Raw genomic sequence first — 22712 nt, forward strand, 5'->3', positions numbered from 1 at the left:
GAAACCGAGCGTTACGGCCACTACTCGGTAGCCGGTGAAAGCGTGTGGGACCACCCGTTCCTGTGGGGCTCCAAGCGTACCGGGCCGGACCTGGCCCGCGTCGGCGGCCGCTACTCCGATGACTGGCACCGTGCGCACCTGTACAACCCGCGCAACGTGGTACCGGAGTCGAAGATGCCTTCCTACCCGTGGCTGGTCGAGAACAAGCTCGACGGCAAGGACACCGCGAAGAAGATGGAAGTGCTGCGCACACTCGGCACCCCGTACACCGACGCCGACATTGCCGGCGCACGTGACGCGGTCAAGGGCAAGACCGAAATGGACGCCATCGTCGCGTACCTGCAGGGTCTTGGCACCATCATCAAGAGCAAACGGTGACGCTGATGGATATCGGGATGATTCGCGGCCTGGGCACCGTCGTGGTGATGGTGGCGTTCGTGGGCCTGGCGCTGTGGGTGTTCAACCCACGGCGTAAAAAGGACTTCGACGAAGCGACCCAACTACCCTTCGCGGATGACCCCGAGGCCACTCGGCACGTCGAGCAAGCAAAAGCTTCTGGGAGCAAACAACAATGACAACCTTCTGGAGTCTGTACGTTACCGTCCTGACCCTGGGCACCATCTTCTCGTTGACCTGGCTGCTGCTGTCCACCCGCAAGGGCCAGCGCGAAGAGGTTACCGACGAAACCGTCGGGCATGCCTTCGATGGCATCGAGGAATACGACAACCCGCTGCCGCAATGGTGGTTCTGGCTGTTCGTCGGCACCATCATCTTCGCCCTCGGCTACCTGGTGCTGTACCCGGGCCTGGGCAACTGGAAAGGCGTCCTGCCGGGCTATTCGTACCTGGATAACGACAAGCAGACCGAGTTTTCCAACGGCCAGCCGGGCTGGACCGGCGTGCATGAATGGGAAAAGGAAATGGCCAAGGCCGACGCCCGTTTCGGGCCGATCTTCGCCAAGTTCGCGGCCATGCCGATCGAAGAAGTGGCCAAGGACCCACAGGCATTGAAAATGGGTGCGAGGCTGTTCGCCTCCAACTGCTCGGTGTGCCACGGTTCCGACGCCAAGGGCGCCTTCGGCTTCCCTAACCTCACCGACAATGACTGGCGCTGGGGCGGCGAGCCGGAAACCATCAAGACCACCATCATGGCCGGTCGCCATGGCGTGATGCCGGCCTGGGCCGAAGTGATCGGTGACCAGGGCGTGGCCGATGTGGCTGCATTCGTGGTCAGCAAACTCGATGGCCGCACTCTGCCTGAGGGCGCGAAGGCCGATGTGGAGAACGGACAGAAGATCTTCGCAGCCAACTGCGTGGCCTGCCACGGGCCGGAAGGCAAAGGTACGCCCGCCATGGGCGCTCCGAACCTGACCCACCCGCAGGCGTTCATCTATGGCTCGAGCTTTGCCCAGTTGCAGCAAACCATTCGTTATGGCCGCCAGGGGCAGATGCCAGCCCAGGAACAACTGCAGGGCAACGACAAGGTGCACTTGCTGGCGGCTTACGTCTACAGCCTGTCGCACCAGGCTGAGCCAGCCAAGGCTGAGTAAGGCAGGCCTGGCTTCTTCGCGGGTAAACCCGCTCCTACACAGGATCCTTGTAGGAGCGGGTTTACCCGCGAAGAGGCCGGTACTGGCACAGCATTTCTCGCAGGCAAGTGACCTGGATCAATTGACACCCGCCATAACACGTTTCATACCACGAACCCAACGCGACTAAAGGTCGCAGTGCGATCCCCTACCGCCATCAGCGGCGTATCATGGACCGCAGAGCGCTAGCAGATTGCGCGAGACTGCGGCCCGCACGCACAGGCCGCGGCGTTTCTCCACTGCCGTGGGACTTGATGATGAGCAAGCAAATTCCGGTACATGATGTCACCCCGCCTGCCAACAAAGGGAAGGATTCCGTCGACCTCTACGCTTCCCGGGAAAAGATCTACACCCGCGCCTTCACCGGCCTGTTCCGCCGCTTGCGCATGGTCGGGGGTGCCGCACTGTTCCTGCTGTACTTCGGCACCGTGTGGCTGAACTGGGGTGGTCACCAGGCCGTGTGGTGGAACTTGCCCGAGCGCAAGTTCTACATCTTCGGCGCCACCATCTGGCCGCAAGACTTCATCCTGCTCTCGGGGATTCTCATCGTCGCCGCCTTCGGCCTGTTCTTCATCACTGTGTTCGCCGGCCGGGTGTGGTGCGGCTACACCTGCCCGCAAAGCGTGTGGACCTGGATTTTCATGTGGTGCGAAAAGGTCACCGAGGGTGACCGCAACCAGCGCATGAAGCTCGACAAAGCCCCCATGAGCGGCAACAAGTTCCTGCGCAAATTCGCCAAGCACAGCCTGTGGCTGCTGATCGGCTTTGTCACCGGCATGACCTTTGTCGGCTACTTCTCGCCGATCCGTGAACTGGCGATCGAATTCTTCACTGGCCAGGCCGATGGCTGGGCTTACTTCTGGGTCGGTTTCTTCACCCTCGCCACCTACGGCAACGCCGGCTGGTTGCGCGAACAGGTGTGTGTGTACATGTGCCCCTATGCCCGCTTCCAGAGCGTGATGTTCGACAAGGACACGCTGATCGTGTCCTACGACCCACGCCGTGGCGAAACCCGCGGCCCGCGCAAGAAAGATACCGACTACAAGGCCCAAGGCCTGGGCGACTGCATCGACTGCACCATGTGCGTGCAGGTCTGCCCTACCGGCATCGACATCCGTGACGGCCTGCAGATCGAGTGCATCGGCTGCGCCGCCTGTATCGATGCCTGCGACAGCATCATGGACAAGATGAACTACCCCAAAGGGCTGATCAGCTACACCACCGAGCACAACCTGTCCGGGCAGAAGACCCACATGCTGCGCCCGCGTCTGATCGGCTATGCCGTGGTACTGCTGGTGATGATGATAGGACTGGCAACGGCCTTCGCCACCCGTTCGCTGGTCGGTTTCGACGTCAGCAAAGACCGCGTGTTGTACCGCGAAAACGCCCAGGGCCGAATCGAGAACGTGTACAGCCTGAAGGTAATGAACAAGGATCAGCGCGATCACCTCTACGTGCTGGACGCCGCCGGCCTGCCGGACCTCAAGCTCGAAGGCCAGCGCGAGATCCGCGTGGCCGCCGGTGACATCGTCAGCCTTCCCGTGCAGCTGTCGGTTGCCCCCGAGAAGCTGCCGTCGACCACCAACGAAATCACCTTCATCCTCAAGAGCGCCGACGACAGCGACGCCCAGGTTGAAGCCAAGAGCCGTTTCATCGGCCCACAGATCCGCTAAGAGAGATAACGCACAATGCCTGCCGCCACCGCCGCCAGCCCCTGGTACAAGCACCTCTGGCCCTGGATCATCATCGGCATCCTCACCACCTCGGTGTGCCTGAGCCTGACCATGGTCAGCATCGCTGTGCACAACCCGGACAACCTGGTGAACGACAACTACTACGAGGCCGGCAAGGGCATCAACCGCTCGCTGGACCGCGAGCTGCTGGCGCAGCAGCTGGGCCTGAAAGCCAGCGTGCATCTGGACGAACTGACCGGCGAAGTGGACCTGCGCCTGACCGGTAACAGCAACCCGCAAAGCCTGGAGCTGAACCTGATTTCGCCAACCCAGCCAGAGAAGGACCGCAAGGTGCTGCTGAGCCGGGTCGAAGCAGGGCGCTATGTGGGGCAGCTGGAAGACAAGGTCGACGGACGCCGTTTTGTCGAACTGCTGGGTAGCGAAGGGGCCCAGGTGTGGCGCCTGTTCGAAGAGGAAAAAGTGGCGCATGGTGTGACCTTGCAGCTGGGTGACGAAGCCCTGCAAGGCGCCGAACACCAACAGTAGCAACACCGCTAATCCCTGTGGGAGCGGGCACGCCCGCGAATGCGATAGCTCAGGCAAAGGTATTTCCAGGTCTGACGCATTCGCGGGCGCGCCCGCTCCCACAGGGTTTCCTATCTGCCTGAGCAGTGTCTGCCCTATGACCCAACCGACCCCCTGCTACCACTGCGCCCTGCCCGTCCCGGCCGGCAGCCGCTTCACCGCCGTGGTCCTCGGCCAACCGCGGCAGTTCTGCTGCCCCGGCTGTCAGGCAGTGGCCGAGTCGATCGTCGCTGGAGGCCTGGAACATTACTACCAGCACCGCAGCGACAACAGCGCCAACCCCGAAGCCCTGCCCAAGCAACTGCAAGACGAACTGGCCCTGTACGACCGCAGCGACGTGCAGCAAACCTTCGTCCGCCACCAGGGTGAGCTGGCCGAAACCACCTTGCTTGTCGAGGGCATCAGCTGCGCCGCCTGCGGCTGGCTGATCGAAAAGCACCTGCGCAACCTGCCCGGTGTCGCCGAAGCTCGCCTGAACCTGTCCAACCACCGCCTGGCACTGAACTGGGACGACAAGCAGCTGCCGCTGTCGCGCCTGCTCGCCGAACTTCGCCAGATCGGCTACGCCGCCCACCCCTACCAGCCTGACCAGGCCGCCGAGCAATTGGCCCGGGAAAACCGCAGCGCCCTACGCCGCCTGGGCGTGGCCGGGCTGCTGTGGTTCCAGGCGATGATGGCGACCATGGCCACTTGGCCCGAATTCAACATCGACCTGACACCCGAGTTACACACCATCCTGCGCTGGGTGGCGCTGTTCCTGACCATTCCCATCGTGTTCTACAGCTGCGCGCCCTTCTTCAAGGGCGCGGCGCGCGACCTGCGAACGCGCCACCTGACCATGGACGTTTCGGTGTCGCTGGCCATTGGCCTGGCGTTCGGCGCCGGCATCTGGACAGCCATCACTGGCAGCGGCGAGCTTTATTTCGACACGGTGGGCATGTTCGCCCTGTTCCTGCTGACCGGCCGCTACCTGGAGCGCCGCGCCCGCGAGCGCACAGCGGCGGCCACTGCGCAACTGGTCAACCTGCTGCCAGCCTCATGCCTGCGCCTGGACGCCATCGGGCGCAGCGAACGCATCCTGCTCAGCGAGTTAAAGTGCGGCGACACCGTGCAGGTGCTGCCCGGTGCGGTCATCCCTGCCGACGGGCGCATCGTCGAGGGCCGCTCCAGTGTCGACGAATCGCTGCTGACCGGCGAGTATCTGCCACAACCTCGTCGGGTGGGTGAGCGGGTCACTGGCGGTACGCTGAACGTTGAAAGCGCGCTGAATGTGGAAGTGCAAGCCCTCGGCCATGACTCACGCTTGTCGGCCATTGTCCGCTTGCTGGAACGCGCCCAGACCGAAAAACCGCGCCTGGCGGAAATCGCCGATCGGGCCTCGCAGTGGTTCCTGCTGTTCTCGCTGCTGGCCGCCGTTGCCATCGGCCTGTGGTGGTGGCACCTGGACCCGACACGGGCGTTCTGGATCGTGCTGGCCATGCTCGTGGCCACCTGCCCTTGTGCCCTGTCTTTGGCTACGCCAACCGCACTGACCGCCGCTACCGGAACCCTGCACAAGCTTGGCCTGCTGGTGACCCGCGGCCATGTGCTGGAAGGCCTGAACCAGATCGACACGGTGATCTTCGACAAGACCGGCACACTGACCGAGGGCCGCCTGACCTTGCGCAGCATCCGCCCGCTCGGCAGCCAGGCCGCCGACCGCTGCCTGGCCCTGGCCGCGGCGCTGGAAAACCGCTCTGAACACCCCATCGCTCGCGCGTTTGGTCGTACCGCCACACCTGCCGATGACGTACAGAGCGTACCCGGCCTGGGCCTGGAGGGGGTGGTCGACGGCCAGCGCCTGCGCATTGGTCAGGCTACCTTCGTCTGCGCCTTGAGTGGTGCGGAAATCCCCGCTGTACCCGAGCCGCGCGGCCAGTGGCTGCTGCTGGGCGACCGCCAAGGGCCACTGGCCTGGTTCGGCCTGGATGACCGCCTGCGCGACGATGCCCCGGCCCTGCTCGCTGCCTGCAAGGCGCGCGGCTGGCACACCCTGCTGTTGTCGGGCGACAGCTCACCGATGGTTGCCGAAGTGGCCGCGCAGCTGGGTATCGACCAGGCCATTGGCGGCCTGCGCCCGGATGACAAACTGGACCGCCTGAAAGCCCTGCAGGCTGACGGGCGCAAGGTGCTGATGCTCGGCGACGGGGTCAACGATGTACCGGTACTGGCCGCCGCCGATATCAGCATCGCCATGGGCAGCGCCACCGACCTGGCCAAGACCAGTGCCGACGCCGTCTTGCTGTCCAACCGCCTGCAAGCGCTGGTGCAGGCGTTCGAGCTGGCCCGCCGCACCCGCCGCAACATCCTCGAGAACCTGCTGTGGGCGACCCTGTATAATGGCCTGATGTTGCCGTTCGCCGCGCTCGGCTGGATCACGCCGGTGTGGGCCGCCATCGGCATGTCGGTCAGCTCGCTGATCGTGGTGCTCAATGCCCTGCGCCTGACCCGGATGCCCGTGGCCTCGGGCCCGCTGCCCCACGAAGCCCCTTTACCCGGGAGGAAGTCGCCATGCCCGCCCTCTATGTCATGATCCCGGCAGCCCTGTTGCTGGTCGGCGTGGCCGTGTACATCTTCTTCTGGGCGGTAGACAGCGGTCAGTATGACGACCTTGAAGGCCCCGCCCACAGCATCCTGTTCGACGATCAGGACCCGCGCCACCAGGCGGCAGTGAAACCTGACGATGCCGCAGCCGACACCGACAAGGAACCACCACCCCGTGCCTGACCTGCTTGCGCTGCTGGGCTCGGCACTGGTCCTTGGCCTGCTAGGGGGCGGTCACTGCCTGGGCATGTGCGGCGGCCTGATGGGCGCACTGACCTTGGCCATCCCCCCCGAACAACGCGGCAAGCGCCTGCGCCTGTTGCTGGCGTACAACCTGGGGCGCATTTTCAGCTATGCGTGCGCCGGCCTGTTGCTGGGCCTGGCCGGCTGGGCCGTGGCCAGCAGCCCGGCAGCGCTGGCGCTGCGGGTGGTTGCGGCGCTGCTGCTGATTGCCATGGGCCTGTACCTGGCCGGCTGGTGGAGCGGGCTGACCCGTATCGAGGCACTGGGCCGCGGGCTGTGGCGGCATATCCAGCCGGTGGCGTCGCGATTGCTGCCAGTGTCCAGCCTCCCTCGGGCATTGCTGCTGGGCGCCCTTTGGGGCTGGCTGCCCTGCGGGCTGGTATACAGCACCCTGTTGTGGGCGGCCAGCCAGGGCAATGCCGGCTACAGCGCCGCGTTGATGCTGGCGTTCGGGGTGGGCACCTGGCCGGTGTTGCTGGCAACCGGGCTGGCTGCCGAACGGGTAAACGCCCTGTTGCGGCGACGCAGCGTGCGCGTGGCGGGCGGTGTGCTGGTGATGCTATTCGGTGTCTGGACCCTGCCGGGCCCACACCAGCACTGGCTGATGGGGCATTGACGAGGGCTGCAAAGCAGCCCCAATGCCCTTGATACAAATCAACACAGTTTCCTACAGACGGCCATAGACTCCGGTGCACTGCTGCTCTTTCCGGGGACTACCCTCATGCTCGACGACCTCCGTTGGGATACCGACCTGATCCGCCGCTACGATCTCGCCGGGCCACGCTACACCTCATACCCAACCGCCGTGCAGCTGCACAGCGAGGTGGGTTCGTTCGACCTGCTCAACGCCCTGCGCGAGAGCCGACGGGCCGTGCGCCCGCTGTCGCTGTACGTGCATGTGCCGTTCTGCGCCAACATCTGCTACTACTGCGCCTGCAACAAGGTCATCACCAAAGACCGCGCCCGCGCTGCGCCCTACCTGCAGCGCCTGGAGCAGGAAATCCAGCTGGTCGCCTGCCACCTGGCCCCTAAACAGCGTGTTGAACAGTTGCATTTTGGCGGCGGCACGCCGACCTTCCTCAGCCATGTGGAACTGCGCCAACTGATGGCTACCCTGCGCCAGCACTTCCACCTGCTGGACGACGATTCCGGCGACTACGGCATCGAGATCGATCCTCGCGAAGCCGACTGGTCGACCATGGGCCTGCTTCGCGAACTGGGCTTCAACCGCGTCAGCCTGGGTGTACAGGACCTCGACCCGGCCGTGCAGCGCGCGATCAACCGCCTGCAGAGCCTGGAACAGACCCGCACCCTGATCGAGGCTGCGCGCACGCTGCAGTTTCGCTCGGTCAACCTCGACCTGATCTACGGCCTGCCCAAGCAAACCCCGGAAGGCTTTGCCCGCACCGTGGAAGAAGTGATCCGCCTGCAGCCCGACCGCCTGTCGGTGTTCAACTATGCCCACCTTCCCGAGCGCTTCATGCCGCAACGGCGCATCGACAGCAACGACCTGCCCAGCGCCGCCGCCAAGCTGGAGATGCTGCACGCCACCATCGACCAACTGACCGCCGCCGGTTACCGCTACATCGGCATGGACCACTTCGCCCTGCCCGACGACGAACTGGCCATTGCCCAGGAAGAAGGCACCTTGCAGCGCAACTTCCAGGGCTATACCACCCACGGGCACTGCGACCTGATTGGCCTGGGCGTGTCGGCGATCAGCCAGATCGGCGACCTGTACTGCCAGAACAGCAGTGACCTCAACACCTACCAGGACAGCCTGTCCAACGCCCAGCTGGCCACCCAGCGCGGCTTGCTGTGCAACCACGACGATCGCATACGCCGGGCGGTGATCCAGCAACTGATCTGCCATTTCGAGCTGGATTTCGAACCCATCGAACAGGCTTTCACCCTGGATTTTCGCGGTTACTTCAACGACCTCTGGCCCGAGCTGCTGACCTTGCAGCGCGACGGCCTGATCAGCCTGGACGACAAGGGCATTCGCATCCTACCCGCCGGCCGGCTGCTGGCGCGCTCGGTATGCATGGTGTTCGACGCCTATCTGGCGATGCACAACCGCCAGCGCTTCTCGCGAGTGATCTGAAAAACAAGGCGTTCAACCGCATGGACAAGCTTCCTTGTCAGGCACACTATGAGCACACATGGACTCCCGGCAGGCCTCCTGCCGGGGTTTCGCCAGCGCGCACCATCACCGCGCACACTGGCCTACACCCTGTGTCGTGAGTTACCCTTACGACTTATGTGTGCTTTCCCACAAGGATCGATTCAAATGTCCGAGCCAGTCAAACTGCGCCCACACAACCAGGCCCATTGCAAGGATTGCAGCCTGGCCCCCCTGTGCCTGCCTCTTTCGCTGAACCTGGAAGACATGGACGCGCTGGATGAAATCGTCAAACGCGGGCGGCCGCTCAAGAAAGGCGAGTTCCTGTTCCGCCAGGGTGACAGTTTTGGCTCGGTCTACGCAGTACGGTCCGGGGCCCTGAAAACCTTCAGCCTCAGCGACAGCGGCGAAGAGCAGATCACGGGCTTCCACCTGCCCAGCGAACTGGTCGGCCTGTCGGGCATGGATACCGAGGCCTACCCGGTATCGGCCCAGGCTCAGGAAACCACTTCGGTGTGTGAAATCCCCTTCGAGCGGCTGGACGAGCTGTCGGTGCAACTGCCGCAGCTACGTCGCCAGCTGATGCGGGTAATGAGCCGCGAAATCCGCGACGACCAGCAAATGATGCTGCTGCTGTCGAAAAAGACCGCCGACGAGCGCATTGCCACCTTCCTGGTCAACCTGTCGGCGCGCTTCCGCGCCCGCGGCTATTCGGCCAATCAGTTCCGCCTGAGCATGTCGCGCAACGAAATCGGCAATTACCTTGGCCTGGCGGTAGAAACCGTGTCGCGGGTGTTCACCCGCTTCCAGCAGAACGGCCTGCTGCGCGCCGAGGGCAAGGAAGTGCACATCCTCGATCCGATACAGCTGTGCGCGCTTGCCGGTGGCGCAATCGAGGCCTGAGGTTGGTCTTTAGCGGGTATACTTGGGCATTCGTTTTCCCAGGATACCCGCAACAATGCACAGCGACGCCTTCGACCTCAAAGCCCTGATCCGCCCGGTAGTGGACTTCCCCAAACCGGGTGTGATCTTCCGCGACATTACCCCGTTATTCCAGTCGCCACGCGGGCTGCGCTATGTGGCTGACCAGTTCATCGAGCGCTATGTCGAGGCGGAATTCAGCCACATCGGCGCCATGGACGCGCGGGGCTTCCTGATCGGCTCGATCATCGCCCACCAGCTGAACAAGCCGCTGATCCTGTTCCGCAAGCAGGGCAAGCTGCCGGCTGACGTGTTGAGCGAGGGTTACCAGACCGAGTACGGCGAAGCCTTCCTGGAAGTGCATGCCGACAGCCTGTGTGAAGGCGACTCGGTGCTGATCTTCGATGACCTGATTGCCACTGGCGGTACGCTGCTGGCGGCGGCCAACCTGGTGCGTCGTACCGGGGCGCAGGTGTTCGAGGCGGCAGCGATCATCGACCTGCCGGAACTGGACGGGTCGCGTCGATTGCAAGCGGCGGGGGTGCCTACCTTCTGCCTGACCGAGTTTTCCCTCAGCGAGTACTGAGTGGGCTTTGGGGCTGCTTTGCAGCCCATTCGCGGGTAAACCCGCTCCTACAAAGGCCGCGCATTTTTTGTAGGGTTTACCCGCGAATGGGCCGCCAAGCGGCCCCAATGAATCAGAGCGAAATGGGCCGGCGCCCTGCAAAGGCATGGGCCAGGGTACCGCCGTCCACCATCTCCAGCTCGCCGCCCAGTGGCACACCATGGGCAATGCGAGACGCCACCAAGCCTTTCTCGCTCAGCAACTGGGCAATGTAATGCGCCGTCGCCTCCCCCTCCACTGTCGGGTTGGTCGCCAGGATCACCTCGGTAAAGGTGCCCTGCTCTTCGATCCGCGCCATCAGCTGCGGAATACCGATCGCCTCAGGCCCCAGGCCATCCAGCGGCGACAGGTGCCCCTTGAGCACGAAGTAACGGCCACGGTAGCCCGTCTGCTCCACCGCATACACATCGGTCGGCCCCTCGACTACGCACAGCTGGGTGTCGTCACGGCGCGGGTCGGCGCACTGCGGGCACAGTTCCTGCTCGGTGAGGGTGCGACACTGGCGGCAATGCCCTACCCCTTCCATGGCCTGGGTCAAGGCCTGAGCCAGGCGCAGCCCGCCACTGCGGTCGCGCTCGAGCAGTTGCAGGGCCATGCGCTGGGCGGTTTTCTGGCCAACGCCTGGCAAGATGCGCAGGCCGTCGATCAGTTGGCGGATGAGAGGGCTGAAGCTCATGGGAAAGGCCTGACAATTCAATAAGAGGCGGTTTATACCCAGCGGGGGCGGTGGCGTCAAATCAGGTCACCCCAAGTCTACGCGGCCTGCAGTTTTATGAGAGCAACTGCCTTGCACAAAACTGGAAAGCTAGTGTGACCACTGTGGGAGCGGGCATGCCCGCGAAGCAGGCTGCACAGTGGATGGCACGGGCTTCGCCCGTGTTCGCGGGCATGCCCGTTCCCACAGTGATCGTGCAAAATTTCAAAGTTCGAGCAAAACAGTTGTCCCGACATAAAAAAGCAGACCGCGTCTGGGTTGAAATCTACGCAAAAAAAACGCCGCTGATATCAGCGGCGTTTTTTAGTACCTCAATGCCTTAGAACGGCATCTTGAAGCCTGGCGGCAGCTGCATGCCGGCGGTCATGCCGCCCATCTTTTCCTGGCTGCTTTGCTCAACCTTGCGCACGGCGTCGTTCAGCGCAGCGGCAATGAGGTCTTCCAGTACTTCCTTGTCATCTTCGTCAGTCGACATCAGGCTCTGGTCGATGCTGACGCGCTTGACGTCATGACGACCGGTCATCACCACACTCACCAGCCCGCCACCGGACTGACCGGTGACTTCGGCGTTGGCCAGTTCTTCCTGCATCTTCTGCATTTTTTCCTGCATCTGCTGGGCCTGCTTCATCAGGCCGGCCATGCCACCTTTCATCATGGGGTATACCTCGATTGGGTCATGTGATGCGGCCCGGCACCGGGCCGGCCGCATGGTTATCGGTTACTGGCCCTGACTGACCAGGGCTTCTACAGGCTCAATAGTATCCTGCCGCACCTTGGCGCCGAACAACTTGATCATCTGCTGGATCAACGGATCCTGCTTGATCGACGCGACGGCGTCCTGCTGGCGCTCGGCTCGCTTGCGTGCTGCCGCCTGAGCCGGGGTTTCCTGCTCGGGCAGGATCAGCTCGATGCGCAGGTTCAGCGTGCGCCCCAAGTGCTGGTTGAGCGCTTCGTTCAGGCGCCGCTGCTGGGTGGCGTTGAACAGCGCCCCCTGGCCCGGGTCCAGGTGCAGCAACCAGTCGTCGCCATCGGCGGCAATCAGCGTACAGTTTGCCGCGATGTTGCCTGTCATCCCGGACACAGGCAACTGTGGGAATAATTCCAGCCATTGCAAGGCCAGGCCGGTGGCCGGTTTGGCTGCCGGCAACGGTTCGGCAGCCGGTTTGTCTTCCTGAACATGTTCGGCCAATTCGTCCAGGTAGCTGAAACCTGCCGGATCGCTCTCGCCGCCGTAATAGTCTTCGTCAAGCGGCGGCTCATCGTCGCGCTCCATCCCCACGGCAGCGTAGGCAGACGGGTCGAAAGGCGGCTCGTCGTGTGCCGGGGCGGCCTGTGTGGGCGCCACCGGGGCAACAGGCTCGGGCGCAGGTGCCGGTTCAGGCGCAGGTTCAGCCGCTAACGGCGCGGGTGCAACGGCAGGCTCTTCCCACGGCAGGTCGACCACTTCGGCGACCGGCTCAGGCACGGAGATGGCCTCGGCTTCGGCCTTCAGCTCAACATCTGCCTCGGCCTCCGGCTCATGATCAGCCGTCGCGGGTGCAGGCACCTCCAGCTGCGGGGCTTGCGCAACAGGCTGCGCCGGCACAGCCGCGACAGGCGATGAAAGCGCGACCGGCGCCGCGGCTGCCACCTGCCCTGCAGGATCAGCTGTGGCCTGGCTGATCCCCGTTGGCTTTAGCACCGGCTTCGGTGCGTCGTCCGTGTCTGCCGGGCGGAACGCCAGCATACGCAGCAGCACCATCTCGAAGCCACCGCGCGGGTCCGGTGCGAGGGGCAGGTCACGGCGGCCAATCAGGCCCATCTGATAATAGAACTGCACATCCTCGGCCGGCAGCGCCGAAGCCAGCGCCAATACCCGCTCGCGATCACCCTGGCCGTTGTCTACCGCTTCGGGCAGCGCCTGGGCAATGGCTACACGGTGCAGCACATTGAGCATTTCGGCCAGAACGCCCGACCAGTCCGGCCCTTGCTCGGCCAGGTTACGCACGGCCTCCAGCAAAGCCCTGGCATCGCCTTCGAGCAGTGCCTGCAAGACCCCATACACCTGGCCATGGTCGAGGCTACCCAACATGGCACGTACATCGGCGGCCAGTACCTTGCCTTCACCGAAGGCGATGGCCTGGTCGGTCAGGCTCATGGCATCACGCATGGAGCCGTCGGCCGCACGCCCCAGCAGCCACAGGGCATCTTCCTCGAACGGCACGTTCTCGGCGGCCAGTACGTGGCTGAGGTGCTCCACCACCCGCTCCGGGCTCATGTTCTTCAACGAGAACTGCAGGCAGCGCGACAGGATGGTGGCCGGCAGCTTCTGCGGGTCGGTGGTGGCGAGGATGAACTTGACGTAGGGCGGCGGCTCTTCCAGCGTCTTGAGCAAGGCGTTGAACGAGTGGGTCGAGAGCATGTGCACTTCGTCGATCAGGTAGACCTTGAAGCGCCCACGGCTAGGGGCGTACTGCACGTTATCGAGCAGTTCGCGGGTGTCCTCGACCTTGGTACGGCTGGCGGCGTCGATCTCGATCAGGTCGACGAAACGGCCTTCGTCGATTTCCCGGCACACCGAACAGGTGCCACAGGGCGTGGAGGTGATGCCGGTTTCACAGTTCAGGCACTTGGCGATAATACGGGCGATGGTCGTCTTGCCCACCCCGCGGGTACCGGTGAACAGGTATGCATGGTGCAGGCGCTGGTTGTCCAAGGCATTGATCAAGGCCTTGAGCACATGGGTCTGGCCGACCATTTCGCGGAACGAGCGCGGACGCCATTTTCGTGCAAGAACCTGATAACTCATCGAAAAACCATCGTAGCCTGATCGAGCGGAAGATCGCTAATGCTAGCGGAGCGGGGGCAAAATTGCACCCTGCGCAACTCGTCTAAGCTTGGAATGGCGCATTGTCCAGAGAGGATTGCCTTTGCGAAGACTGCTGGCCCTGTTACTGCTGTGGTCTACAAACAGCCTGGCTGACCAGCCGGTGCTGCGCTTCTCCGTAACCGAGAGCTGGAGCATGCCCCTGGTACGCATCGAAGGCGATCAGCCAGTGGAGGGATTGCTGTACGACCTGATGCAAGCCGTTGCCAGGCAAGTGGGCGCTCGCCCCGAGTTCCACGTCATGGCCCGCCTGCGTCTGGAGGAGGCCATGAGCAGCGGCGACATTGATGTGCGTTGCTACGTCAGTACCCAGTGGCTCAACGACCGCCCAAGGGATTTTGTGTGGAGTATCCCGCTGATTCATCAGCGCGACGTACTGGTTGGCCGCGCCGACGACAGCACACCGATACCCCCGGAGCAACTGCCACCCCAGGCGATCGGCACGGTGCTGGGCTACACCTATTCAACCCTGCAACCACTGCTGGACCACGGCCAGCTGCACCGTGAGGACAGCCGCAATCAGTTGCTGGTGCTGCAAAAGCTGCAGGCAGGCCGGTATCGCCATGCGGTGAGCAACCAGTTGTCGTTGCAGTGGTTCAACCAAGGGTTGCCAGCGGAGCAGCAATTGCAAGCGCTGGCAGTGCTGGACGAACAGGATTTGGGGTGCATGGTGCGCAACGATCCGGCGATACCGACACAAGGGTTGTTGCGGGCGTTGGTAAGAATGAAGCAGTCGGGGGAGATCGAGCGGATTTTGCAGCGGTATGGAGGGACGAGCGATCCGGACAGTAGGTCTGTGGCCCGGCCCGAAATACCCAGCAAAATGCCGGCACACAGCCAGCGCAACTAACGCCCTGCTCATTTCGCGAACGCTTGCGCAAACACTGTGGGAGCGGGCTTGCCCGCGAACACCGGCATAGCCGGTGCCATCCACCGCGTTATATTCTTCGCGGGCATGCCCGCTCCCACAGCGTGTGCGGCACACTCACAAACTCAACATCAGCGGCCTTTACGCTCAAACGCCAAGCTGACAGCATCCGCCTGCCCCCAGGCAATCTGCATGGCCCGCAAACCATGCTCCAATAACTGCCTGGTTTCTTCGTCCTGAATACGCTCAAGCGCCCGGCGGCTATCGCTGTAGGCGAACATCAGGTAGTGGGAAACATTCATCAACGCGAACTCCATCGGGACGATGCCTTCGCTGATTGCGCGGGAAAGGGATTTGCCTTGGGGAAGATCGAAGACGTGGGGCGGATCGGGGACCAGTTTTTTCATGAGTTCACCATACCGGGCTGAGAGCACCCTTTCGCTTCCACACTTAGGGTGACAGTTGTACGCGGGGTGGAAGACCAGGGGTATGGCAAACCCGGCAGGCCCGAAGGCCTCCCACGCACAACCGTCATATCGACAGCCGCCAAACCACCCAGGCTTCCACACCCGATCGCTGAACTGACAGCGACCGCGAAAGCCTAGTGGGCGAGGTTGACCGGAACAATCAGACGTGAGACGACGGAGATCGTAGGATAATTCGCCGCACTCATCTGATCGGTAGGAATTTTCTCAGGCTCATGTCAGATCGTTCTAAAAACACGCCGAGCCCGCGACTGCCAAGTTCGTCGCATTTATCATGCCCCTAGTCAACTTGACCTGAGCCTTCATTCATCTAACAAAAGGAATCGAAAATGCGCTGTACCACTCAAGCGTTCAATGGACACATGCAGAGTGAAGACGAGATACTCGATGGGGGAATTGCGCAAGCTCCGATAATTTTCACCATGGACGGGCGTGCTCCTGTTCTACTTCGGCGCAGTTTCTCCAGGGGTAATGCTTATTGCCTGGTGGGAGCGAAGCCGCAAAATGCAAAAGCCGACTTTTTGAACTGGATCTGAGTAAAAATCACTCAGCTGTGGATGGTTACCATAGCGATTACACATTGAAGATTCAGGGAGTTGGGATGTTGTCACAGGAGAAGGCTTTTGATGACAGGGACGAGTGGCGTTTGCTTACTGACAAGCTTTCCCTGGTACCGGGGATTACCGATACGGGGCGTCTGGGATTTGTCCTCCAACTAAAATTCCGACAGGTTCCAGGCCATTATCCCGACTCTGCACACGACTTGGATCGTCTTGTACGAAATGCTATGGATGTCAGGAAAACAGTGGAACAACTGACCGCGTCTGGTATCAGAGCTCACTGCGTGGCGCAGGGCGGCGTAAATCTGACCAGTCCGGCGGGAAAAATGACCATGCAGGTGATCTCGACGGTCGCTGAGCTTGAGAAGGATCTGCTACTTAGAACGACTTCTCACGGGGATCACGGTTAGTGCTGTGGCTCGTGAATTCAGCACTACCCGACAAACCATTCTCAAATTAAAAGCAGCGCACCAGGACTAAACACTGCAGAATCATAAATAAAGCAAGGTATAGACATGAAAGCAGACAACTCCCTCGACTGTAATAAAGTCAATATACGAAAATCTACCACTGCCGAATTATCGGCACTCGCCGAACTACGCTGGGCTTTATGCAGCGATGATGAGGAAACTGAGCCACCTGTAGATAAGGCCCGATTTACAGAGCAATTCCTGAAAAGAGAGGAAGAATTAGAAGCTACGGGAAATTTAATAAACTACGTCGCTGAAAAAGATGCAGAGTTGATAGGTGTTGCTTCTCTGATTTTAGTGAGCAAAATACCTTCTCCATGCGAAATCAATGGTTACTGGGGATATGTCACGAATGTCTACGTAAGACCTGCCTATCGGAATAATGGGGTCGGTGAGCAATTGCTGCGCTTTGTCAAGGACCAGGCAATCGTAGATAAGTGCGAGCTGTTAGTTGTATGGCCAAGTGACAGGAGTTATCCATTTTATAAACGAGCAGGATTCAAATCTGAAAGGAGGGAACAAGACCCTTTGGTTCTGGTGCTTTAACCCCGGATTCAGATCACATGATTTGGACTCCGTCTCATAGAGAATATCGTCCGTTCGCCAGGGAGAATCCCGTATCAGCGAAACGGTAACGTCACAGGCATAATTCACGCTTGGCGCCCAAGACCGGTCGCCACAATTATTGGGATTCATCTTCGCAAATATCGCATTTTGCAGCTTCGTGCCCACTAGGCCTATTTGCAGGAATATTGACTGTACGCAGCCTCTGACCGAACTCCCCGCCCTCACACCGAAGCCAGCAAAACCGCACTCAAGAACAACCCCACACCAAACACAAAATGCGTGGCCAGACTCTTCAGGCAGTTCCGCGCAGGTGTCGGCGTCCTGGACGCAAAGAACCCTGCCCCCATCGCTGGCTGCATGCAGCACAACGGCGCCACAACTGTACCCACACCCACAACGACTGCAGGTAAAAGAGTAGGCGATCGCAACCAGCCCTCCCCGACGATCACAACCAGCAGCATCGCGAAAAGCACACCGATGGCATAATGAATCACCCATCCCCACGCCAACTCATTTCGCACCGGTTCCGCTTTGGCAATCGCTTGGTGCAACACTCGCCCGCCCAGCAGATGCCCCGCCCAACGCCCGACCATGGCGAAGTTCAGTGTGGCAACACCCAGCCGCCTCAGCAGCAGCCCCCACAGGTCCATAACTACAGTGGCACCGATGCCAATCGGCAATGCAGCTAAAAACATCGCAGTAAACGTCATTGAACAAGCCCTCGATGATTGACGGTCATTACCCATGCCGCGCAGCATAGAAGTTGAAGTCAACTTCAAGTCAAGGGCCCGAAATGGACATTGCCGACGTCGCCAAACGCACAGGCGTACCCGCTTCGACACTGCGTTATTACGAGAAGAAAGGCTTGCTCAAGTCACTCGCCGGGCACGGCCAGCGTCGGCAATTTTCAGCCGATGTGGCAGACCGGTTGGCGCTGATCGCCTTGGGGCAGGCTGCGGGGTTTACGCTGGATGAAGTGGGGGTAATGCTGGTGGACCTACAGGTTGATCGGCAAATGCTGATAGCCAAAGCAGACGAAATCGATGCACGTATCAAGCGCTTGCAAGCAATGAGCAAGGGGCTGCGGCATGCAGCACAGTGCCCGGAGGACGATCACCTGGCCTGCCCGAAATTTCAGCGCTTGATGAAGCTGTCAGCCGCAGGGGCGTTGGGGGAAACGCACCTACACCAGCGCGGGCCTGGAAAAACGCGAAGCCAGCCATCTCGCCGTACTTAGCCCTACAACCAACAGCGTAACGCCTTCAATGCTTAACATCATCGCGTTGATGCCTAGCTGCGTGATCAATTGGCTGGCTACGTAGGGGAACCCGAACACACCAATGAAATACGACAGGCTGAACAGCAGCAGCGCTTGCGCGGTAAGGCCCACCGGCGCCTCGTTGGCAGCCAACCCGTTAATCACGGAGTAGTTCAAGCCATAACCAACGCCCAGCAGCATGGCCATCGCCAGATAGCGCTCGGCGCTGTGCACCCATTGATCAAACCCCAGTACGGCGGTGGCCATGATCAAGGTTAGAACCCACGAGGTCGCAAGCGGCGGTTGCTTCACAACCCAGCCGGCCAGCAAGAGCCTGCAGGCAATCGCAGCACCCATGAAGCCAATGAAGAAGATCGAGTAATCAAGCCCAAGGCGCTCGGCATAGCTGGTCTGGAAACTGCCCATGGTGCCGAAAATCGCCCCACCCAGCCCCACCATCAGGATCGACAAGCCTGATCGCGAACGCATCACTTTGAGTGCGGACGCCAAACCAATCTGCACCTTCTCAGTCGGTCGCTGCCCCCGCGAAGTCGAACCGAGCCAAGCAAAGTACGCCCCCGCCAACCCTGCAGCACACGCCGCCACCCAAAAAGCGAGCTGGGTAGGCAGACCCACAAAGGCCGCGAACTTGCCCAGTAACGGCCCAGTACCTATGCCAGTCAACATGCTGCCGGAGAGCAATGCAAAACAATGCGTGCGGCGTGATGGCTCGACCATTTGAGCAACCATGATCGGCCCTACCGTGTAGAAGAGCCCCCAGCCGACTCCGAGCATCAAGCCACACGCCAACAACGCGCCGCCCAGACCGGGCACGACGGCAAAACCTACTGACGCCACGACCAGGCAGAACGCCCCGGTAGCGATAGCGCGAGCAGCACCAACGCGCTGCAACAGATGCCCCGAGCTCACCACAGACAGCAGCGTACTCAGCATCGCGACTGCAAATACCTGCCCAGCATCGCTCGCAGTTCCACCCAGCATCTGCACCCACATCGAGAGCAAAAACGTCGTGCCGTAGCTGATGGACAGTAGGAAACAGGCAATGCAGAACACGGTAAACTGCTGAAACCGTGGCGGGGATGCAGAAGACTTCATGTAAGCAGTCCTTGCTGAAAGGGACTGCTTTCTATCATGGCAAGGCACTGGCGAAGGCATGCATTTGCTGACGTTTAGATCGTCACTTCAGTACCTAAACGACCGCCGCCCTTTGACGCCACTCATCGCGGCTCAACTCCCAGATCTCTTTGAGCACAGCGCCACAGACGAAATGCCCCGCTTCAGTCCCGACCAGGCGCATGCCTTCATGTACGGAAACACTGCGCGATCTGTCATTGCTCGCTGCCTTGGGCACCTGCATGACGCAGCGCCCAAGCGTCTCGAACCAGTACTCGTTGATGACCACACAGGCCTCGCGGATGTAGCCGTTTCTCTGCCATTCAGTGGCAAGCCAGAAGCCCCGGTTGTTACCCGGCTGATCATAGAGGCTGATGCTGCCGATGAGTTGCTGAATAGCGGGTGCGTCACCCAGCTGCAGCGGCGTGAGTATCAGGCGCGAGGTTTCGAGGATAGGAAGGCTGTCCATGGCACAGCGTCCGTTCTGGAGGCGGTATGGCCTTCTGGCATTCTCGCAGAGCAGAAGTTGGAACGTCGACACGTCATGCGCTTTGGCACATTGACTAAGGTATTTTTTGAGCGAGGGATCCTTGAGCGTTCAAGGATTTACAGAAATGGAGGCGGCCCCACCAGCCACACCCCGGCACTCGATGTTCCCGCTATGGCTGCTCCCTTCCGGGCCTGACCAGGTTAACGGGTAATCAATGCGGGGGGACCGATGGGGCCACCACTACATGCCTCGCTGAGCAGCGAGTGGCGCCATTGTACCGGTCTTTGGAGCAGATACAACCACTGCGGCAGAAAAAGTCATCATTTCTCAATGACTTGTCAGGGTCGAGACGGCCTGGACGGGCCTCTTCGCGGGTAAACCCGCTCCTACGGGCGACCGCGCAGGCTCTTCGAGTTTTGAGCAAGACAGTTGCCCCCCACAGGGGGGGGCACGGATGCCTAGACCGCTATGCCCTGTTCGGCCAGGAATGTGACGAAGGCATCTTCGTCCAGTACCTTCACACCCAGCTCAGCAGCCTTGGCCAGCTTGGAACCTGCCCCCGGCCCTGCCACCACACAGTGGGTCTTGCCGGAAACGGAACCGGCAACCTTGGCCCCCAGGCTTTCCAGCTTGTCCTTGGCAATGTCGCGGCTCATGCGCTCCAGCGTACCGGTCAGCACCCAAGTCTGGCCGGCCAGCGGCAAGCCTTCGGCCACCTTCTTCTCGCTGCTCCAGTGCATGCCGAACGCCAGCAGCTGCGCTTCGATGTCCCGAGCCAGTTTCTGGTTGGCTTCATCCTTGAAGAACTCACGCACTGCGTCGGCCTGCTTGGCCGCCAGGGCCTGGCGCAGGTCAATGCCGTCGGCGGCGATGATCTTGTCCAGGCTGTCGAGCTTGGACACCAACTTCTCGGCACCGGTCGGGCCGACGGAGGCAATGTCGAGCTTGGCGATCATCCCGGCCAAGGTGGTGCTGGCGGCAAATTCGGCAGCCAGCTCGCCTTCGTCCTGCAACTGCATACCGCTGTCGAGCAGCTGCTGGATAACCTTCTGGTTGTGCTCGTCTTCAAAGAAATTGTGGATCTCGTAGGCCACTTCGAGACCGATGTCCGGCAAATAGGTCAGCACCTGCGGCAATGCCTGCTGCACGCGCGCCAGGCTGCCCAACGAGCGGGCCAGCACCTTGGCAGTCTCCTCGCCGACATCCGGGATGCCCAGCGCGTAGATGAAGCGCGCCAGGCTCGGGCGCTTGCTGGCTTCGATGGCATCCAGCAGCTTCTGGGTCGACACCTCGGCAAAGCCTTCAAGGCCGACGACCTGCTCGAACTGCAGCTTGTACAAATCAGCCGGCGAGCCGATCAGGCCCTCGTCCACCAACTGCTCGACGCTCTTTTCACCCAGGCCGTCGATGTCCATGGCACGGCGCGACACATAATGAATGATCGCCTGCTTGAGCTGCGCGCCACAGGCCAGGCGGCCGACGCAGCGGTACACCGCCCCTTCGCTGGTGGTTTCCTTGCCTTTGCTGCGTTTGACCAGTTGGGTGCGCTCGACCTGCGAACCACACACCGGGCACTCGCTTGGCACTTCTACCGGGCGGGCGTCTTGCGGACGACGCTCCAGCACCACCTGCATCACCTGCGGGATCACGTCGCCGGCCCTGCGAATGATCACCGTGTCGCCGATGCGCAGGCCCAGGCGGGCGATTTCGTCCATGTTGTGCAAGGTGGCGTTGGACACGGTCACACCGGCCACCTTGACCGGCTTCAGTCGAGCCACAGGCGTTACGGCACCCGTACGGCCAACCTGGAACTCAACGTCCAGCACCTCGGTCAGCTCTTCCATGGCCGGGAACTTGTGGGCAATCGCCCAGCGCGGCTCTCGGGCGCGAAAGCCCAGTTCGCGCTGGGCGGCCAGGCTGTTGACCTTGAACACTACCCCGTCGATCTCATACGGCAGGCTGTTACGCCGCTCGCCAATGTCACGGTAGTAGGCCAGGCATTCTTCGATGCCCGCCGCATGCTTGAGCTCGCGGCTGATCGGCAGCCCCCAGGCCTTGAGTTGTTCAAGGATGCCGATGTGGCTGTCGCCGATGCTTTCGGACAGCTGGCCGACGCCATAGCAGCAGAACTCCAGCGGGCGGCTGGCGGTAATTTTCGAATCCAGCTGGCGCAGGCTGCCAGCGGCAGCGTTGCGCGGGTTGGCGAAGGTCTTGCCACCGGCCTCGGCCTGGGCGGCATTGAGCCGGTCGAAACCGGCCTTGCTCATGTACACCTCGCCGCGCACCTCCAGCACTGCCGGCCAGCCCTTACCCTGCAACTTGAGCGGGATGTTGCGCACGGTGCGTACGTTGGCACTGATGTCTTCGCCAGTGGTGCCGTCGCCACGGGTGGCGCCCTGCACCAGCTGGCCGTCGCGGTACAGCAGGCTCACGGCCAGACCATCGAGCTTGGGTTCGCAGCTGTAGTCGACCGCGCCAGGCTGATCGAGGCCTTCTACCACGCGACGGCCGAACTCACGCAGGTCGGCTTCTTCGAAGGCGTTGCCCAGGCTGAGCATCGGCACTTCGTGGCGCACCTGGCTGAACGCCGCCATGGCAGCTCCACCCACACGCTGGGTGGGCGAGTCAGGGGTTACCAGGTGCGGGTGTTCGGCTTCCAGCGCCTTGAGCTCGTTGAACAGGCGGTCGTATTCGGCATCGGGCACGCTGGGCTCGTCGAGCACGTAGTAGCGATAATTGTGCTGATCGAGCTCGGCACGCAGTTCGAGGATACGGGTTTCGGCGGTCATGGGATTTGTCTTCTCTTGCAAAGCAAAAGAGCAGCTTGGGGTGTGCGTGGGGTTCCAGGTGTCTATTGACTGTGCCGGCCTCTTCGCGGGTAAACCCGCTCCTACAAGGGCATCACATGCTTCCAGGGCTGTGATGTACCTGTAGGAGCGGGTTTAACCGCGAACAGGCC

At 61.6% G+C, this 22712-nt stretch carries 24 protein-coding genes, 1 other RNA gene and 1 pseudogene; 17 read left to right on the forward strand and 9 right to left on the reverse strand.

What is annotated here, in order from left to right:
- The 11 genes from QYE47_RS25975 to QYE47_RS26025 form a co-directional block, all read left to right on the forward strand.
- Positions 1–378 (forward strand): cbb3-type cytochrome c oxidase subunit II (locus tag QYE47_RS25975; protein WP_301159600.1); only part of this gene is annotated, 378 nt, incomplete at its 5' end.
- A 5-nt stretch (positions 379–383) separates the two neighbouring features.
- The gene (locus tag QYE47_RS25980; protein WP_003254287.1) at positions 384–575 is read left to right on the forward strand and encodes a CcoQ/FixQ family Cbb3-type cytochrome c oxidase assembly chaperone; all 192 of its coding nucleotides are present in this window, start codon (positions 384–386) and stop codon (positions 573–575) included.
- The gene (gene ccoP / locus QYE47_RS25985) at positions 572–1549 is read left to right on the forward strand and encodes a cytochrome-c oxidase, cbb3-type subunit III (RefSeq protein WP_014590224.1); all 978 of its coding nucleotides are present in this window, start codon (positions 572–574) and stop codon (positions 1547–1549) included. The genes QYE47_RS25980 and ccoP overlap by 4 nt, the downstream gene beginning before the upstream one ends.
- A 296-nt stretch (positions 1550–1845) precedes the next feature.
- Entirely contained in the window at positions 1846–3261 is a 1416-nt protein-coding gene (ccoG, locus tag QYE47_RS25990; protein ID WP_026031965.1) for a cytochrome c oxidase accessory protein CcoG, read from the forward strand.
- A gap of 15 nt (positions 3262–3276) precedes the next feature.
- Complete coding sequence (locus tag QYE47_RS25995; protein ID WP_070383597.1) at positions 3277–3807, forward strand: FixH family protein; 531 nt, start codon at positions 3277–3279, stop codon at positions 3805–3807.
- Between the two features lie 136 nt (positions 3808–3943).
- Positions 3944–6418 (forward strand): heavy metal translocating P-type ATPase, encoded by a 2475-nt coding sequence (locus tag QYE47_RS26000; RefSeq protein ID WP_014590221.1) that lies wholly within the window; start codon positions 3944–3946, stop codon positions 6416–6418.
- The gene (gene ccoS / locus QYE47_RS26005; protein ID WP_010955011.1) at positions 6397–6612 is read left to right on the forward strand and encodes a cbb3-type cytochrome oxidase assembly protein CcoS; all 216 of its coding nucleotides are present in this window, start codon (positions 6397–6399) and stop codon (positions 6610–6612) included. Before QYE47_RS26000 ends, ccoS begins: the two co-directional genes overlap by 22 nt.
- Positions 6605–7288, forward strand: coding sequence for a sulfite exporter TauE/SafE family protein (locus QYE47_RS26010; protein ID WP_014590220.1), 684 nt, complete (start codon positions 6605–6607; stop codon positions 7286–7288). Before ccoS ends, QYE47_RS26010 begins: the two co-directional genes overlap by 8 nt.
- 105 nt (positions 7289–7393) lie before the next feature.
- The gene (hemN, locus tag QYE47_RS26015; protein WP_014590219.1) at positions 7394–8776 is read left to right on the forward strand and encodes an oxygen-independent coproporphyrinogen III oxidase; all 1383 of its coding nucleotides are present in this window, start codon (positions 7394–7396) and stop codon (positions 8774–8776) included.
- Positions 8777–8962: 186 nt separating this feature from the next.
- The gene (gene fnrA, locus QYE47_RS26020; protein WP_003254301.1) at positions 8963–9697 is read left to right on the forward strand and encodes a Crp/Fnr family transcriptional regulator FnrA; all 735 of its coding nucleotides are present in this window, start codon (positions 8963–8965) and stop codon (positions 9695–9697) included.
- A gap of 55 nt (positions 9698–9752) precedes the next feature.
- Positions 9753–10301 carry an adenine phosphoribosyltransferase gene (locus QYE47_RS26025; RefSeq protein ID WP_009683910.1) on the forward strand — a complete coding sequence of 183 codons (549 nt, stop codon included), beginning with the start codon at positions 9753–9755 and terminating at the stop codon, positions 10299–10301.
- A gap of 112 nt (positions 10302–10413) precedes the next feature.
- Here the strand turns inward: QYE47_RS26025 and recR are convergent, their stop codons facing one another.
- Positions 10414–11016: a recombination mediator RecR gene (gene recR, locus QYE47_RS26030; RefSeq protein ID WP_003254304.1), complete on the reverse strand. Its 603-nt coding sequence runs from the start codon at positions 11014–11016 to the stop codon at positions 10414–10416.
- Between the two features lie 155 nt (positions 11017–11171).
- Here recR and QYE47_RS26035 point away from each other — a divergent pair, with 155 nt between their 5' ends.
- Positions 11172–11378 (forward strand): hypothetical protein, encoded by a 207-nt coding sequence (locus tag QYE47_RS26035; protein ID WP_162470260.1) that lies wholly within the window; start codon positions 11172–11174, stop codon positions 11376–11378.
- On the opposite strand, the gene QYE47_RS26040 is transcribed toward QYE47_RS26035, so the two are convergent.
- Complete coding sequence (locus QYE47_RS26040; protein WP_003254305.1) at positions 11375–11710, reverse strand: YbaB/EbfC family nucleoid-associated protein; 336 nt, start codon at positions 11708–11710, stop codon at positions 11375–11377. The two genes, QYE47_RS26035 and QYE47_RS26040, sit on opposite strands and share 4 nt — an antisense overlap.
- 63 nt (positions 11711–11773) lie before the next feature.
- A complete protein-coding gene (gene dnaX / locus QYE47_RS26045; RefSeq protein ID WP_070383596.1) occupies positions 11774–13843 on the reverse strand; it encodes a DNA polymerase III subunit gamma/tau in 2070 nt (689 codons plus the stop codon).
- A 121-nt stretch (positions 13844–13964) separates the two neighbouring features.
- On the opposite strand from dnaX, the gene QYE47_RS26050 reads away from it, so the two are divergent.
- Positions 13965–14771, forward strand: coding sequence for an ABC transporter substrate-binding protein (locus QYE47_RS26050; RefSeq protein ID WP_070383595.1), 807 nt, complete (start codon positions 13965–13967; stop codon positions 14769–14771).
- A gap of 149 nt (positions 14772–14920) precedes the next feature.
- Here QYE47_RS26050 and QYE47_RS26055 read toward each other — a convergent pair whose 3' ends face one another.
- Positions 14921–15196, reverse strand: a complete 276-nt coding sequence (locus QYE47_RS26055) for a hypothetical protein (protein ID WP_012051686.1) — start codon at positions 15194–15196, stop codon at positions 14921–14923.
- An 841-nt stretch (positions 15197–16037) separates the two neighbouring features.
- Here QYE47_RS26055 and QYE47_RS26060 point away from each other — a divergent pair.
- From QYE47_RS26060 to QYE47_RS26065, 3 genes and pseudogenes are all read left to right on the forward strand, one after another.
- Positions 16038–16232 (forward strand): annotated as a pseudogene (locus QYE47_RS26060) (recombinase family protein); the annotation flags it as partial.
- Positions 16233–16248: 16 nt separating this feature from the next.
- The gene (locus tag QYE47_RS27295; protein WP_223279181.1) at positions 16249–16314 is read left to right on the forward strand and encodes a hypothetical protein; all 66 of its coding nucleotides are present in this window, start codon (positions 16249–16251) and stop codon (positions 16312–16314) included.
- 35 nt (positions 16315–16349) lie between these two features.
- Positions 16350–16850, forward strand: coding sequence for a GNAT family N-acetyltransferase (locus QYE47_RS26065; protein WP_080557775.1), 501 nt, complete (start codon positions 16350–16352; stop codon positions 16848–16850).
- 242 nt (positions 16851–17092) lie between these two features.
- On the opposite strand, the gene QYE47_RS26070 is transcribed toward QYE47_RS26065, so the two are convergent.
- Positions 17093–17581, reverse strand: coding sequence for a DUF2938 domain-containing protein (locus QYE47_RS26070; protein ID WP_070383594.1), 489 nt, complete (start codon positions 17579–17581; stop codon positions 17093–17095).
- 83 nt (positions 17582–17664) lie between these two features.
- Here QYE47_RS26070 and QYE47_RS26075 point away from each other — a divergent pair, with 83 nt between their 5' ends.
- A complete protein-coding gene (locus tag QYE47_RS26075) occupies positions 17665–18108 on the forward strand; it encodes a helix-turn-helix domain-containing protein (RefSeq protein ID WP_081343578.1) in 444 nt (147 codons plus the stop codon).
- On the opposite strand, the gene QYE47_RS26080 is transcribed toward QYE47_RS26075, so the two are convergent.
- From QYE47_RS26080 to ligA, 4 genes are all read right to left on the reverse strand, one after another.
- Positions 18055–19245: an MFS transporter gene (locus tag QYE47_RS26080; protein WP_014590214.1), complete on the reverse strand. Its 1191-nt coding sequence runs from the start codon at positions 19243–19245 to the stop codon at positions 18055–18057. The two genes, QYE47_RS26075 and QYE47_RS26080, sit on opposite strands and share 54 nt — an antisense overlap.
- Positions 19246–19339: 94 nt before the next feature.
- Positions 19340–19732: a GNAT family N-acetyltransferase gene (locus QYE47_RS26085; protein ID WP_019438871.1), complete on the reverse strand. Its 393-nt coding sequence runs from the start codon at positions 19730–19732 to the stop codon at positions 19340–19342.
- 155 nt (positions 19733–19887) lie between these two features.
- Positions 19888–19984, reverse strand: an RNA gene (gene ffs, locus QYE47_RS26090) — signal recognition particle sRNA small type.
- A 227-nt stretch (positions 19985–20211) separates the two neighbouring features.
- Positions 20212–22542: an NAD-dependent DNA ligase LigA gene (ligA, locus tag QYE47_RS26095; RefSeq protein WP_014590212.1), complete on the reverse strand. Its 2331-nt coding sequence runs from the start codon at positions 22540–22542 to the stop codon at positions 20212–20214.
- Positions 22543–22712 lie beyond the last annotated feature (170 nt).

This window comes from Pseudomonas sp. 2,4-D (assembly GCF_030418155.1).
Taxonomy (GTDB): Bacteria; Pseudomonadota; Gammaproteobacteria; order Pseudomonadales; family Pseudomonadaceae; genus Aquipseudomonas; species Aquipseudomonas alloputida.

Coding starts and splice junctions, on each gene's coding strand:
- QYE47_RS25980 (WP_003254287.1), top strand. CDS start 384: ATGGATATCGGGATGATTCGCGGCCTGGGCACCGTCGTGGTGATGGTG.
- ccoP (WP_014590224.1), top strand. CDS start 572: ATGACAACCTTCTGGAGTCTGTACGTTACCGTCCTGACCCTGGGCACC.
- ccoG (WP_026031965.1), top strand. CDS start 1,846: ATGAGCAAGCAAATTCCGGTACATGATGTCACCCCGCCTGCCAACAAA.
- QYE47_RS25995 (WP_070383597.1), top strand. CDS start 3,277: ATGCCTGCCGCCACCGCCGCCAGCCCCTGGTACAAGCACCTCTGGCCC.
- QYE47_RS26000 (WP_014590221.1), top strand. CDS start 3,944: ATGACCCAACCGACCCCCTGCTACCACTGCGCCCTGCCCGTCCCGGCC.
- ccoS (WP_010955011.1), top strand. CDS start 6,397: ATGCCCGCCCTCTATGTCATGATCCCGGCAGCCCTGTTGCTGGTCGGC.
- hemN (WP_014590219.1), top strand. CDS start 7,394: ATGCTCGACGACCTCCGTTGGGATACCGACCTGATCCGCCGCTACGAT.
- fnrA (WP_003254301.1), top strand. CDS start 8,963: ATGTCCGAGCCAGTCAAACTGCGCCCACACAACCAGGCCCATTGCAAG.
- QYE47_RS26025 (WP_009683910.1), top strand. CDS start 9,753: ATGCACAGCGACGCCTTCGACCTCAAAGCCCTGATCCGCCCGGTAGTG.
- recR (WP_003254304.1), bottom strand. CDS start 11,016: ATGAGCTTCAGCCCTCTCATCCGCCAACTGATCGACGGCCTGCGCATC.
- QYE47_RS26035 (WP_162470260.1), top strand. CDS start 11,172: ATGCCCGCGAAGCAGGCTGCACAGTGGATGGCACGGGCTTCGCCCGTG.
- QYE47_RS26040 (WP_003254305.1), bottom strand. CDS start 11,710: ATGATGAAAGGTGGCATGGCCGGCCTGATGAAGCAGGCCCAGCAGATG.
- dnaX (WP_070383596.1), bottom strand. CDS start 13,843: ATGAGTTATCAGGTTCTTGCACGAAAATGGCGTCCGCGCTCGTTCCGC.
- QYE47_RS26055 (WP_012051686.1), bottom strand. CDS start 15,196: ATGAAAAAACTGGTCCCCGATCCGCCCCACGTCTTCGATCTTCCCCAA.
- QYE47_RS26065 (WP_080557775.1), top strand. CDS start 16,350: ATGAAAGCAGACAACTCCCTCGACTGTAATAAAGTCAATATACGAAAA.
- QYE47_RS26070 (WP_070383594.1), bottom strand. CDS start 17,581: ATGACGTTTACTGCGATGTTTTTAGCTGCATTGCCGATTGGCATCGGT.
- QYE47_RS26075 (WP_081343578.1), top strand. CDS start 17,665: ATGGACATTGCCGACGTCGCCAAACGCACAGGCGTACCCGCTTCGACA.
- QYE47_RS26080 (WP_014590214.1), bottom strand. CDS start 19,245: ATGAAGTCTTCTGCATCCCCGCCACGGTTTCAGCAGTTTACCGTGTTC.
- QYE47_RS26085 (WP_019438871.1), bottom strand. CDS start 19,732: ATGGACAGCCTTCCTATCCTCGAAACCTCGCGCCTGATACTCACGCCG.
- ligA (WP_014590212.1), bottom strand. CDS start 22,542: ATGACCGCCGAAACCCGTATCCTCGAACTGCGTGCCGAGCTCGATCAG.